Origin of the sequence: Streptomyces sp. NPDC049813, from assembly GCF_044465085.1 — a bacterium.
Classification (GTDB): domain Bacteria; phylum Actinomycetota; class Actinomycetes; order Streptomycetales; family Streptomycetaceae; genus Streptomyces.
Window position 1 is genome coordinate 119,166 of the sequence record NZ_JBITLI010000019.1, and the last position, 14,182, is coordinate 133,347.

5 protein-coding genes are annotated in these 14,182 nt (G+C 73.7%); 4 read left to right on the forward strand and 1 reads right to left on the reverse strand.

Annotated elements, in window-relative coordinates:
• Positions 1-26: 26 nt before the first annotated feature.
• The 4 genes from ACIBW6_RS30830 to ACIBW6_RS30845 all read left to right on the forward strand — a co-directional run bounded on the left by ACIBW6_RS30830 (position 27) and on the right by ACIBW6_RS30845 (position 13,528).
• A complete protein-coding gene (locus tag ACIBW6_RS30830; RefSeq protein WP_399065385.1) occupies positions 27-8,120 on the forward strand; it encodes an amino acid adenylation domain-containing protein in 8,094 nt (2,697 codons plus the stop codon).
• Entirely contained in the window at positions 8,117-11,986 is a 3,870-nt protein-coding gene (locus tag ACIBW6_RS30835) for an amino acid adenylation domain-containing protein (RefSeq protein ID WP_399065387.1), read from the forward strand. Before ACIBW6_RS30830 ends, ACIBW6_RS30835 begins: the two co-directional genes overlap by 4 nt.
• The gene (locus tag ACIBW6_RS30840) at positions 11,983-12,333 is read left to right on the forward strand and encodes a nuclear transport factor 2 family protein (RefSeq protein ID WP_399065389.1); all 351 of its coding nucleotides are present in this window, start codon (positions 11,983-11,985) and stop codon (positions 12,331-12,333) included. Before ACIBW6_RS30835 ends, ACIBW6_RS30840 begins: the two co-directional genes overlap by 4 nt.
• 133 nt (positions 12,334-12,466) lie before the next feature.
• Positions 12,467-13,528 (forward strand): branched-chain amino acid aminotransferase, encoded by a 1,062-nt coding sequence (locus ACIBW6_RS30845; protein WP_399065391.1) that lies wholly within the window; start codon positions 12,467-12,469, stop codon positions 13,526-13,528.
• Between the two features lie 116 nt (positions 13,529-13,644).
• On the opposite strand, the gene ACIBW6_RS30850 is transcribed toward ACIBW6_RS30845, so the two are convergent.
• Positions 13,645-14,133 carry a hypothetical protein gene (locus tag ACIBW6_RS30850; RefSeq protein ID WP_399065393.1) on the reverse strand — a complete coding sequence of 163 codons (489 nt, stop codon included), beginning with the start codon at positions 14,131-14,133 and terminating at the stop codon, positions 13,645-13,647.
• Positions 14,134-14,182 lie beyond the last annotated feature (49 nt).

The following is a 14,182-nucleotide window of genomic DNA, read 5'->3' on the forward strand; positions in this document are numbered from 1 at the left end:
ACGACACGGTTGAGGAGTGAAGTGCGTTGAGCAGGTCACAGCAAGCCGAAGCGACGGCCGGGGAAGGCCTGGGGCGCCTGGAGGGCCTGGGCGGGGAAGGGCTGGAGGACGGCGGCGCGCGGGACACCCGCGTCCACGAGCTGTTCGCCCGCAGGGCCGCGGAGGCGCCGTCCGCGACCGCCCTGGTCTGCGGTGACAGCCGGGTCTCCTACGGTGAACTGGACCGGCGCGCCAACCAGCTCGCCCACTACCTGCTGGGCGCCGGTGTCTCCCCGGGCGACGTGGTCGGAGTCTGTCTGCCCCGTGGCACGGACCTCGTCGTCGCCGTGCTCGCCGTACTGAAGGCCGGCGCCGCCTACACGATGCTCGACGTGCGCTTTCCCGCGCGGCGGCTGACCTCCGTGGCTTCGGACGCCGGGGTGCGGACCGTGGTCACCGCGCCGGGTGGCCCGTTCGCGGGGCCGCGGTGGTCCCCCGTGGATCCCGCGCTGCCGGCGGTGAGCGCCTGTCCCGGCACGCCGCCCGACGTCGCAACGTACGGGGAAGACGTCGCGTGCGTCATGTTCACCTCCGGGTCGACGGGTGCGCCCAAGGGCGTGATCACTCCGCACCGGGCGCTCACCGGCACCCTCACCGGTCAGACGTTCACCGGGAACGGCGCCGGGCAGGTGTGGTTGCAGTGCTCGCCCGTCTCCTGGGACGCCTTCGCCCTGGAACTGTTCGGGCCGCTGCTGCACGGTGCCACCTGCGTCCTGCAGCCCGGTGACGTCACCGACCCCGCGCTCGTCACCGAACTGGTCGCGAGGCACGCCATCACCACGCTGCACGTGTCGGCCAGTCTGCTCAACCACCTCCTGGACGAGCGGCCGGAGACCTTCGACGGCGTCCGCCACGTGATGACGGGCGGGGAAGCAGCCTCCCCGCGCCACGTCAGGACCTTGCTGCGACGCCGCCCCGACCTGCGTCTGACCAACGGCTACTCGCCGGTCGAGAGCACCGTGTTCACCCTCACCCACCGTATCCGGCTCTCCGACGAGCCCATTCCCGTCGGCCGCCCGCTGCGCGGCAAGTCCGTGCACCTCCTCGGCCCCGACCTGCGGCCGGTCGCGGACGGCGAGAGCGGCGAGATCTACATGTCGGGCAGCGGCCTGGCGCACGGCTACGCGGGCCGCCCGGGTCTGACGTCCCTGCGCTTCGTCGCGGCGCCGGACGGCGGCCGCATGTACCGCACGGGCGACCTCGGCCGGCTCCGGGACGGGAGCATCGAGTTCCTCGGCCGGAGCGACGACCAGGTCAAGATCCGGGGATTCCGCGTCGAACCCGCCGAGGTGCAGGCCGCCCTCACCACGCACCCGGCCGTGCGCCAGGCCGCGGTCACGGCGTGGGAGGCCGCGCCGGGCGACCACCGGCTGGCGGCGTACGTGGTGGGGGACGCGCTGCCCGCGCCGGAGGAGATACGCGCCCACGTCGCCCAGGTGCTGCCGGAGCACCTGGTGCCGTCGGTGGTGGTCCCGCTCGGCGCGCTGCCCTTGACGGCCAACGGCAAGCTCGACCGGGCCGCGCTGCCCGCGCCGGCCCTGACGACCGGTACGGGCGGCGCCGCGGCGAACGCGACCGAAGAAGCGCTGTGCGGGCTGTACGCGACGCTGCTCGGCGTCTCCCCCATCGGTGTCGAGGACGACTTCCTGGCCCTCGGCGGCCATTCCCTGCTGGTGGCCACCCTGATCAGCAAGGTCCGTTCGGTCCTCGGTGTCGAGCTGCGGGTGGCCGACGTGTTCGCGGCGCGCACGCCGCGGGCGCTGGCGGCGACCGTCGGGAAGGCGCGGGCGGCCCGGCCCGCCCTGGTGCCCACCGCCCGGCCGGACCACCCGCCGCTGTCGCGGGCGCAGTCCCGGCTGTGGTTCCTCGACCAGGTCGAGGGCGGTGCCACGTACACCATCCCGGTGGCGCTGCGGATGCGTGGCGCGGTCGACGTCGACGCCCTGCACGGAGCGCTCCACGACCTGACACGCCGTCACGAGGTGCTGCGTACCGTCTTTCCACTCGTCGGCGAGGCTCCCGTGCAGCGCGTCCTGGACCACGTCGACGTGGAGTGGGACGTCGCCGACGTGCCGGAGGACGAGCTCGACGCCCGGATCCGGCTGCTGGCCTCGCGCCCCTTCGACCTGTCCCGGCAGCCGCCGCTGCGCGGCCATCTGCTGCGCGTGGCGCCCGAGGACCACGTCCTGCTGATCGTCCTGCACCACATCGCCGGTGACGGCTGGTCGTCCGGCCCGCTGCTGCGCGACCTCGGCGCCGCCTACCGTGCGCGGACGGGCGACGGCCCCGCCGGCCGGCCCGACCTGCCGGTCCAGTACGCGGACTACGCCCTGTGGGAGCGGACGGTCCTGGGTGCGCCGGACGACCCCGGCAGCGTCCTGGCCGGGCAGGAGGCCTACTGGCGGTCGGCTCTGGCGGGGCTGCCCGCGCAGGCCACCGTGCCCACCGACCGGCCCCGGCCCGCCGTCCGCGGGACACACGGGGACGCCGTCCCCTTCGTCCTCGACGCGGCCACGCACGACAAACTGCGGTCCCTGGCCCGGACCACGGGCACCACCATGTTCATGGTGCTGCACGCCGCGGTCGCGGCCGTGCTCGGGCGGCTGGGCGCGGGCACCGACATCCCCCTGGGCACCCCCGTCGCCGGCCGCACCGACGAAGCCCTCGACGACCTCGTCGGCTTCTTCGTCAACACCCTCGTCCTGCGCACCGACACCAGCGACAACCCCACCTTCCACACCCTCCTCACCCGCGTCCGCGACACCGACCTGGCCGCCTACGACCACCAGGACCTCCCCTTCGACCACCTCGTCCACGCCCTCAACCCCGACCGCTCCCTCTCCCGCCACCCCCTCTTCCAGATCATGCTCGTCCTGCAGAACACCCCGGCCGCCTCCCCGGACCTGCCCGGGGTGCGTACGGAACACCGGGTGGTCGATCTGGACGTGGCCAAGTTCGACCTCACCGTCGACCTGGCAGAGACACCTGACGGCATCACCGGCACCGTCAAGTACGCGACGGAGCTGTACGACCGGACGACCGCCGAGCGGCTCACGCGGCTGCTCGCCCGCGCGCTGACCGTCTTCGCCGACCACCCGGACACTCCGGTCCAGCAGGCGGAGCTGCTCACCGCGGCAGAGCAGGAGGAGCTGCTGGCGGCCGGGCGCGGGGGCGGCGGTGCCGCGGGGCTCCCCCGCTGTCTGCATCACGCCGTCGCCGAGCAGGCGTCGCGGGCGCCCGACGCCACCGCCCTCGTCTCGGGGGCACACCGGATGACGTACGCCGAACTCGACGCCGCAGCCGACCAATTGGCGCACCATCTCATCGCCGCGGGCGTGCGTCCCGGGCAGCTGACGGGGATCCTGCTCGAACGGGACCGCCCCCTCGTCGTCGCCGTACTGGCCGTCCTGAAGACGGGCGCCGCCTACGCGATGCTGGACCCGCGCCTGCCCGGGGCACGGCGCGACGCGCTGATCGCGGAGGGCCGGATCGCCCACGTCCTCACCGAGGCCGCGCTGCCGCTGCCCGGCGGGATACGTGTGGACGACGACGCCGTGGCGCACCGGCCCCGTACCGCTCCCGAGGTGACGGTCCACCCCGGCGATGTCGCCTGCACGATGTTCACGTCCGGCTCGACCGGGCGGCCCAAGGGCGTCGTCACCACGCACGAGGCGCTGTGGCACACCCTTGCCGGCCAGGACTACGCCGTCTTCGGGCCCGACGAGACGTGGCTGCAGTGCTCCCCCGTCTCCTGGGACGCGTTCGCCCTCGAACTGTTCGGGCCCCTCCTGCACGGCGCCACGTGTGTCCTGCATCCGGGGCATCTGACCGACCCCGCCCAGGTGGCGGAGCTGGTCGTCCGGCACCGGGTCACCACCGTGCACTTCTCGGCGAGCCTGCTCAACCACCTCGTCGACGAGCACGCCGGCCTCTTCGACGGCGTGCGGCAGGTGATGACGGGCGGCGAGGCGGCCTCCCCCGCGCACGTGGCGAAGCTCCTCGCCCGCCGTCCCGGGCTGCGGCTCGTCAACGGCTACTCGCCCGTCGAGAACACCGTCTTCACCCTCACCCACACCGTCACCCCACGGGACACGGCCGGCGGCGTCCCGGTGGGGCGTCCGCTGCGGGACAAGTCGGTGTACATCCTGGACCGGTTCCTCGCCCCGGTGCCACGCGGCGTGCCCGGCGAGATCTACATGGCCGGGCCGGGGCTGGCGCAGGGCTATCTGCACCGGCCGGGGCAGACCGCGGAGCGCTTCGTGGCCTGTCCGTTCGCGCCGGGTCTGCGCATGTACCGCACCGGTGACCTGGGCCGGTGGCGGGCGGACGGCGTCGTGGAGTACCTCGGGCGTACCGACGACCAGGTCAAGATCCGGGGCTTTCGCATCGAGCCCGCGGAGGTCGGCGCGGCGCTCGGGAGCCACCCCGGGGTGCGGCAGAGCGCCGTCGTCGTCCGCGAGGACCGCCCGGGCGTCAAGACGCTCGTCGCGTACGTCGTCCCGGCCGGCCGGCTCTCCGCCGCCGAACTGCGCCGCCACGCGTCGGACCACCTGCCGGAACACCTGCGGCCCGGCGCCTACGTCCTGCTCGACGCGCTGCCGCTCACCGGCAACGGCAAGCTCGACCGGGCGGCGCTGCCCGCACCCGCCCCGGACGCGTCACCGGTGCGGGCGGCCCGCACTCCGCGGGAGGAGATCCTGCGCGGCCTGTTCGCGCAGGTGCTCGGTCTTCCCGCGGTCGGTGGTGACGACGACTTCTTCGCGATCGGCGGGCACTCGCTCCTCGCCGCCAAGCTCGTCAACCGGATCAGGGCGGCACTCGGCTGCGAGCTGGGCATCCGCGACCTGTTCGCCCGCCGGACGCCCGCCGCGCTCGACGGCGTCCTCGACGCGGCGGCCCCCGCCCGTCCCGCACTCGCACGGGGCGAGCGGCAGGAGCGCGTACCGCTGTCGCCCGCGCAGTTCCGGCTGTGGTTCCTCGACCGCGCCGACGGCGGCACGGACACCTACAACGTGCAGTTCGCCGTCGCGGTCACCGGCACCGTGGACGCCGAAGCGCTGCGCGCCGCCGTGGTCGACACGGCCGTCCGCCATGAGGCCCTGCGCACGGTGTACCCGGCTCATGAGGGAACGCCGTACCAGCGGGTGCTGCCCGATTCCGAACTGGCGGGCGTCTTCGCGGCACGCCCCGTCGGGGGCGACGACCTTCCGTCCGTCGTCGCCGCGGAGGCGCGGCACCGGTTCGCCCTGGCCGAGGAGGCCCCGCTGCGCGTGCGGCTGCTGAGCACCGGCGCCGACGACCATCTCCTGCTGGTGACGCTCCATCACATCGCGGGAGACGGCTGGTCGTTGCGGCCTCTGCTGGACGACGTCGCCGCCGCCTACGCCGCACGGCTGACCGGCGTGGCCCCGCAGTGGGAGCCGCTGCCCGTGCAGTACGCCGACTACACGCGGTGGCAGCGGGGCGTGCTGGGCAGCGGCGACGACCCCGACTCCGTGCTGTCCACGCAACTCGTCTACTGGCGCGAGCGGTTGGCCGGGCTGCCGCAGGAAGTGACCCTGCCGGCCGACCGGCCGCGGCCCGCCCGTCCCAGCCATCGCGGCGCGTGCCTGCCGGTGGAGGTGCCCGCGGAGGTGTACGCGGCGGTCACGCGGCTGGCCCGGGAGCACGGGGCCACCCCGTTCATGGTGGTCCAGGCGGCGTTCGCCGCGCTGCTCGGGCGGCTGGGCGCGGGCACCGACATCCCGCTGGGCACCCCCGTCGCCGGCCGCACCGACGAAGCCCTCGACGACCTCGTCGGCTTCTTCGTCAACACCCTCGTCCTGCGCACCGACACCAGCGACAATCCCACCTTCCACACCCTCCTCACCCGCGTCCGCGACACCGACCTGGCCGCCTACGACCACCAGGACCTCCCCTTCGACCACCTCGTCCACGCCCTCAACCCCGACCGCTCCCTCTCCCGCCACCCCCTCTTCCAGATCATGCTCGTCCTGCAGAACAACAGCGCGGCGACCGCGGAGCTCGCCGGAACGCGTTGTGTTCCGGTACCGGTCCCCAACGAGGTGGCGAAGTTCGATCTGACGCTGTCGCTGCACGAGAGCGAGGGTGCGCTGGCCGGGTATCTGGAGTACGCGACCGACCTGTTCGACCGCGGGACCGCCGAGCGGACCGTGGAGCGCTTCGGCCGGCTGCTGGCCGCGGCGGCGGCGCGGCCCGACGAGCCGATCGGCTCCTACGACCTGATGACGTCCGCCGAACGCCATGACGTCACCACCGGGTGGACGGGCCGCACGGGCGTCCCCGTGGCCCGCGGTCTGCACGAACTGGTGGCCGAGCACGCCGCCCGGTCCCCGCGGGCCACCGCGCTGCGCTGCGAGGACCGGCACGTCAGCTACGAGCAGCTGGTGACCAGGGCGAACCGCCTCGCCCACCACCTGATCGACTGCGGCGTCGGGCCCGGTGACGTCGTCGGTGTCCTGCTCGAACGCGACGAGGAGACGGCCGTGGCCGTGCTCGGCGTGCTCGGCGCCGGCGCCGCCTACACCATGCTGGACCCTCGCTTCCCCGCGCCGCACCTCGCCGACGTCCTCAAGCGGTGCGGCACGGACGTCGTCATCAGCACGCGGCAGCTCGCGCCGAGCGTGCCGGCGGCCCGGGCGGTGCTGGTGGACGCCGACGCCGCGGTGATCGCACGGGCGTCCGGGCAGGCGCCGCAGGTCCGGGTCCGCCCCGAGGACACGGCGTGTGTGATGTTCACGTCCGGTTCGACGGGCACGGCGAAGGGCGTGGTCACCCCCCACCGCGCACTCGTCGGCACCCTCACCGGGCAGGACTGGACCGACTTCGACGCGGACTCGGTGTGGTTGCAGTGTTCCCCGGTCTCCTGGGACGCGTTCGCCCTCGAACTGTTCGGGCCCCTCCTGCACGGCGCCACCTGCGTCCTGCAACCAGGGCATTTCACCGACCCGGACCTCGTCGCCCGGCTGCTGACCGACCACGCCGTCACCACGGCCCACTTCTCCGCGAGCCTGCTCAACCACCTGGTCGACGAACACCCCGCCGCGTTCACGCAGGTGCGTTCGGTCCTCACCGGGGGCGAGGCGGCTTCCGTGCCGCATGTCCGCGCCCTGCTGCGGCGCCACCCCCATCTGCGCCTCACCAACGGCTATTCGCCGGTCGAGAACACGATCTTCACTCTGACCCACGACATCCGCCCCGACACGGCGAGCGTCCCCGTCGGCAGGCCGGTGCCCGGCAAGCGGGCCTGGGTCCTGGGGCCCGATCTGCGGCCGGTGCCGCCGGGGGTCGCCGGCGAGATCTACATGGGCGGCCCCGGCCTCGCCGACGGCTACCTCGCCCAGCCGGGGCTGACCGCCCAGCGGTTCGTCGCCGCGCCGGACGGGGAGCGGATGTACCGCACCGGGGACCTCGGCAGGTGGCGTGCCGACGGGGTCGTCGAATACCTGGGCCGCACGGACGACCAGGTCAAGATCCGGGGTTTTCGCATCGAACCCGGCGCGGTGCAGGCCGCGTTGGCCGGCCACCCGCTGGTGCGGCGGTGCGCCGTCGTGGTCCGCGAGGACCGGCCGGGCGAGAAGCGCCTCGTCGGCTACGTCGTGCCCGAGGACTCGGCGGACCTGGACACCGCCTCGCTGCGGGACCACATGGAGCACCGGCTGCCCGAACACCTGCGTCCGGGTGCCTACGTCCTGCTCGACCGGCTGCCGATCAACGCCAACGGCAAACTCGACCGCGCGGCCCTGCCCGCGCCGGACCCGGGCGACCGGCCCTCCGGACGTCCGCCGCGCACCCGCGAGGAGGAGGCGCTCTGCGCGCTCTTCGACGAGCTGCTCGGCACGCGGGGTGCGGGAGTCGACGAGAGCTTCTTCGCCCTCGGGGGCCACTCGCTGCTCGTCGGCAGGCTGATCAGCCGGGTCCGGTCCGTGCTCGGGGCGGAACTGACGATCAAGACGGTGTTCGAGAACCCGACCGTGGCCGCCCTGGCGGCACGGCTGACCGACGGCCCGCGGTCCCGCCCGGCCCTCAGGCGCCGCGCCGGCCGGGAGGAGGCACGATGACGACGTCCACCGGGACCACACCACTGCCGGAGGCCGTCGAGGCCGCCCCGCTCTCCTTCAGTCAGCGACGCCTGTGGTTCCTGGAGCGCGCGGCGCCCGGGCCCGCCTACAACATCCCGGTCGTCGTGAGCCTGCGCGGCGAGCTGTCGCACGACGCGCTCCGCGCCGCCCTCACCGATGTGGTGGCCCGGCACGAAGTCCTGCGTACCGCCTATCCCGACGAAGGGGGCGTCCCTTGTCAGCGGATCATGCCTCCGGCCGCGGTGCCGCTGCCGGTGGTCTCCGTGGACGATCCCGGGGCGGCGCTCGCGACGGCGGCCCGGCACGTCTTCGACCTGACCCAGGCGCCTCCCGTCCGCGCCACCCTCTTCCACGTGCGGGGCACGGACGAGCACGTACTGCTGGTCCTCGTCCACCACATCGCCGGCGACGGATGGTCGGTCGAACCGCTCCTGCGCGACCTCTCGACGGCCTACTCCGCGCGGCTCGCGGGCCGTGCGCCGCGGTACGCCGAACTGCCCGTGCAGTACGCGGACTACACGTACTGGCAGCAGGACCTGCTGGGCGACCCCGAGGACCCGGACAGCCTCGTGTCCCGTCAACTCAACTACTGGCGCGAGGCGTTGGCGGGATCGCCGGAGGAGTGCGGGTTCCCCGCGGACCGGCCGCGGCCGGTCCGCTCCGACCAGCACGGGGCCAGTGTCCCGGCATCGCTGACCGAGGACGAGCACCACGCCCTGCTCGACCTGGCGACTCGTACGGGCACGACCCTGTTCATGGTCGTGCACGCGGCCGTGGTGGCGCTGCTGACCCGCATGGGCGCCGGCACGGACCTCCCGGTGGGCACGGTCGTCGCGGGCCGCGACGACGAGGCGCTGGAGGACCTGGTCGGCTTCTTCGTGAACACCCTGGTGCTGCGGGCGGACGCGTCGGGCGACCCGTCGTTCGCCGAACTCCTCGACCGGGTCCGGGCCGTGGACCTCGACGCCTACGCGCACCAGGACGTCCCGTTCGAGCGTGTCGTGGAGGCGGTCAACCCCGCGCGGGCGGCCAACCGCCACCCGCTGTTCCAGGTGATGCTCGTCCTGACCACACGGACCGGCGAGCCGCCTGCCTGGCCCGGACTCGTGACGGAGCTGCGGCAACAGGACAACGGCCGCGCGAAGTTCGACACCACGATCGGTGTCCAGGAGTCCCGGTCCGCCGCGGGCGACCCGCTCGGCCTCGCCCTCTCCTGGGAGTACGCGACCGCGCGCTACGACGCGGCGACCGCCGAGTTGCTCTGCGGGCGGCTGGCCCGCCTGCTCCGCCAGGTCGCCGCTGACCCCGGTCGACGCCTGAGCCGTCTCGTCGCACCCGACAGCCGGGAGGGCGCCGCGCTGTCACCGGGTACGGCGGATCGCGATGTCCGCGCGGCGTGCCTGCACGAACTGATCGCCGAACAGTGCGCGCGCACGCCGACCGCGACCGCGCTCGTGCACGACGGCCGCCGCACCACGTACGCCGCGCTGGAGGACCACGCCAACCGCGTCGCCCGGCACCTCGTCTCCGGCCCCGGGGACGTGGTCGCCGTCCACCTCGACCGCGGGCCCGACCTGGTGGCCGCGCTGCTGGGCGTCCTGAAGACCGGCGCCTGCTACACGCTGCTGGACACCGCGTTCCCCGCGGAGCGGCTGCGTACGGTCCTGGACCGGACCGGCATCCGCACGGTGGTGGGGACGGCCGCGTCGGCGGAGGTGCTCGACCGGCCCTGCGTGGACCTCGCGGCGGTGCCCGCCACGCCGGTGCCGCCGCCGCGGACGGCCGTACGCCCGGAGGATCCCGCGGTCGTCATGTTCACCTCCGGCTCGACGGGTGCTCCAAAGGGCGTGGTCTCCTCGCACGCGGCGATCAGCACGACCCTGACCGGGCAGGACTACGCGCCGTTCGGCCCCGGCGAGCGGTGGCTGCAGAGCGCGCCGGTGTCCTGGGACGCCTTCGGCACCCAGGTGTTCGGGCCCCTGCTGCACGGCGGGACCTGCGTGTTGTACCCGGGTACGCACATCGACCCGGCGGTCGTCGCGGCCCTGGTGGTCGAGCACGAGGTGACCGTCTTCGACGCGTCGGCGAGCCTGTTCAACCACGTCCTCGACGAGTGTCCCGTCGTCTTCGCCACGGTGCGGTGCGCGATGACCGGCGGCGAACCGGCCTCGACGGCGCACGCCGCCCACGCGCTGCGCGCGTTCCCCGCGGTGCGGCTGGTCAACGGCTACGGCCCCGTGGAGAGCACGGGATTCAGCACCGCCCACGTGGTGACCGCGGCCGACGGGCCCCGGATCCCGATCGGCCGGCCGCTCCCCGGCAAGGCCGCTCACGTCCTCGACGCCTGTCTGCGCCCGGTGCCGCCCGGCGGGACCGGCGAGCTGTACCTGACCGGCAGCGGCCTGGCGCTCGGCTACCTCGGCGCGGCCGCCGCGACCGCCGAGCGCTTCGTCGCCGATCCCTCCGGCCCCCCGGGCACTCGGATGTACCGGACGGGAGACGTCGTCCGGTGGCGCCCCGACCACACCCTGGACTACCTCGGCCGGGCGGACGCACAGGTCAAGGTGCGGGGCTTCCGGGTGGAGCCGGGGGAGATCGAGGCGGCGCTCGCCACGCACCCCCAGGTCGCCCGGTGCGCCGTCACGGTGCGCGAGGACCGTCCGGGTGACAAACGGCTCGTCGCCTACGCGGCCTGCGGCGCAGGCACCGTACCCGAGCCGGCGGAGCTGCGCGCCCACCTCGCCGCGCGCCTCCCCGACCATCTCGTGCCGGCCGTCGTCGTCACCCTGGACTCGCTGCCGTACACGGCGAACGGCAAGCTGGACCGCGGCGCCCTGCCCGCCCCCGCGTACCGGCAGGACCACGGCAGCGCGCCTCGCGGCCCGCACGAAGCGGCCTTGTGCCGGCTGTTCGGCGAGGTCCTCGGGACGGCCGGGCCGGTCGGAGCCGACGCCGGGTTCTTCGATCTCGGCGGGCACTCCCTGCTGGCGATCCGGCTGATGTCCCGTATCGAGGCACACTTCGGCACACGTATCGGCGTACAGACACTGTTCGAGGCACCCACACCGGCCGCACTCGCCACCCGGCTGAGCGAACCTCCCGCCGACCGCACCCCGACAGTCCTGCTGCCGCTGCGCACCGACGGCGCACGGCCACCGCTGTTCTGCGTCCATCCCGCGGCCGGGATCAGTTCGGTCTACGCGGGGTTGCTGCCCCATCTGCCGGACCGTCCGGTGTACGGGCTGCAGGCACGCGCCCTGTTCGCCGCCGATCAGACTCCGGCCACCATCGAGGAGATGGCACGCGACTACCTCGCGGAGGTGCGTACCGTCCAACCCGCCGGCCCCTACCACCTGTTGGGCTGGTCGTTCGGGGCGGGTGTCGCCCACGCGATGGCCGCGGCCCTGCGGGAGGGCGGCGAAGAGGTCGCCCTGCTGGCGATGATGGACGGCTACCCGCCGCGCGCCACCGGCGAGACGTACAGCGCCGACGATCCGTCCGTTCAGGCGGCCCTGCGCGAGTCCCTGGGCCACGCTCCGTCCGCGGCGGGGGAATTCGAGGAGCTTCTCGGCGCACCCGCGCGGCTCGCCGAAGCATTTGCCGCCCATGTGACGCTCAGCTGCGCGGGCACACCCCCACGCCATCCCGGACACGTGCTGTTCTTCCAGGCCGCGCTGGGACGCACGGACACCACTCCGGAGCCCGGCCAATGGCTGCCGTACGTGGGCGGCATGGACGTGCACCCGGTCGCCTGCCGGCACGGCGACATGACCAGGCCCGGCCCGATCGCCGAGATCGCGGCCGTGCTCGACCGTTCCCTCGAAGAAGTCGGAGACCAGCGATGACCACGACCCTCATGCACGAGTTCTACCGGCTCGTCGACTCCGGCGACGTGCCGGGGCTCGTCGACCTGTTCACCCCGGACGCCGTCTACCACCGGCCCGGCTACCCGCCGGTGCACGGCCGGTCGGGGATGCGCCACTTCTACACCCACACCCGCAAGATCCGGGAGGGGCGGCACGAGCTCGACGCCGTGGTCGTCAGCGGTGACGAGGTCGCCGTCCGCGGCTCGTTCGCAGGTGTCCTGCACGACGGCACACCCGCGAAGCACCGGTTCGCCGAGTTCTTCACCGTCACGGCGGACCACCGGATCAGCCGGCGAGAGACGTTCTTCGCGACGCCGCTCGTGTGACGGCTCGTGTGACGGGGCACGGCGGCGGCCGTGACTCCGCTCGCGACCGATGCCTCCGACCCGCCCCCGTTCCGCTCCGCCGGCCGGGCTTCTCCCCCCTCGTCCGGCCGGACCTCACCCTCAGGAGTTCCTCATGACTTCGACCGCCGATCACCTCGACGTCCAGCACACCTCCCCCGGTCACGGCGACGCCTTCACCCGCCACCTCTACACACTGCGCTACTCTCCCCGCTCCGGCTGGCACGACGGCGCGTTGCAGCCGATGGACCACCTCTCGCTCCATCCGGCCACCATCGGGCTGCACTACGGCCAGGTGATCTTCGAGGGGATGAAGGCCTTCCGCCAGGAGGACGACGCCCTGGCGATCTTCCGTCCCTGGCAGAACGCGGCCCGTTTCCGGCGCTCGGCCGCCCGGCTCGCCATGCCCGAACTGCCCGAGGAGTTGTTCCTCGGCGGCGTCGAACAGGTGGTCGCGGCCGACCAGGACGAGCTGTCCCACCACCCGGACCACAGCCTGTACATACGTCCGCTGATGTTCGGCACCGACGTGAATCTGATGCTGCGCCCCTCTGAGGAGTACCTGTTCCTGGTGCTCGCGTTCGTCGCCGGCGGCTTCTTCGGCGACGAGGTGCGGCCGGTGGCGGTGCAGATCTGCCGCACCCAGAGCCGCGCCATGCCGGACGGCACCGGCGACGTCAAGTGCGCGGCGAACTACGGCCCGTCGTTCGTGGCCCAGCGCACGGCTCAGGAGGCCGGCTGCCAGCAGGTGGTGTGGCTGGACTCCACCGAACGGCGCTGGGTGGAGGAGATGGGCGGCATGAACCTGTTCTTCGTCCGCCGGCGCGACCACGACGTCGAGGTGGTCACGACACCGCTGACCGGCACTCTTCTGCCCGGCGTGACCCGCGACTCGCTCCTGCGGATCGCCACGCGTCTCGGGCACCGGGTGACCGAACGCCCCGTCTCCGTGGACGAATGGCGCGCCGGCTGCGCCACCGGCGAGATCACCGAGGTCTTCGCGTGCGGCACGGCCGCGGTCGTCACCCCGGTCGGCTCGGTGCGGGACACGGACGGCGACTGGACGGTGGGCGACGGCGGCACGGGCCCGGTCACGCGTCAGCTGCGCCAGGCTCTCGTCGATCTGCAGCACGGGCGCAGCGCGGACCCGGACGGCTGGATGCACCGCGTGCGGTGACGTCCCATCGCCATGTGGCGGTGCAGCCGGGAGCCGCCGGGCACCTCGCGGGGTGGCAGGCGCGCGAGGGGATTCGGGACACCCCCCGCGGCCCGTGCCCTCCCACCGAGCAGGGCTCAGACCGCTCGGTGGGAGGGCACGGGCCTGGTCTCCGGCTCCTGGCGGGACGAGCTGTGCACGCAGGTGCGTCCGGCGCCGGTGCGGCGCAGCCCCATGCGGCGCGAGAGGTCGCGCGTCATGCGCTGGGTGAGACCACTGCGCCAGGCGATGTCGGGGTAGCAGGCGCGCAGGTGGGCGACGGCGCGCGTGCCGAGGCCGCTGTCCTGGAGCGGGGAGGTGACCTGCAACTCGGTGATGACTCCGCTGGCGCACTGTTCGCACAGCTCGTAGGTGAGCTGGCCGACGATGCGGCGGGTGTGCACCAGCAGCAGGCTGTCGGCCCCGGCGAGGGGTGCCGGGGCGTGGACGATCTGGACCTCGCGATAGGCGAGCAGCCGCCGGTGCAGACGTCCGCGGCGGCGGCGCGCACGGGCGTGCCGCGACGTTCTGCGCCCCGGGAGGGCACGTGCAAAGGTTGCGGGCGCCGCTGCGAGTGTCTCAAGCATGTAATGCGGCTACCCCCGACTGTCCGGTCAAAGCCCGCGGGTTCCGACG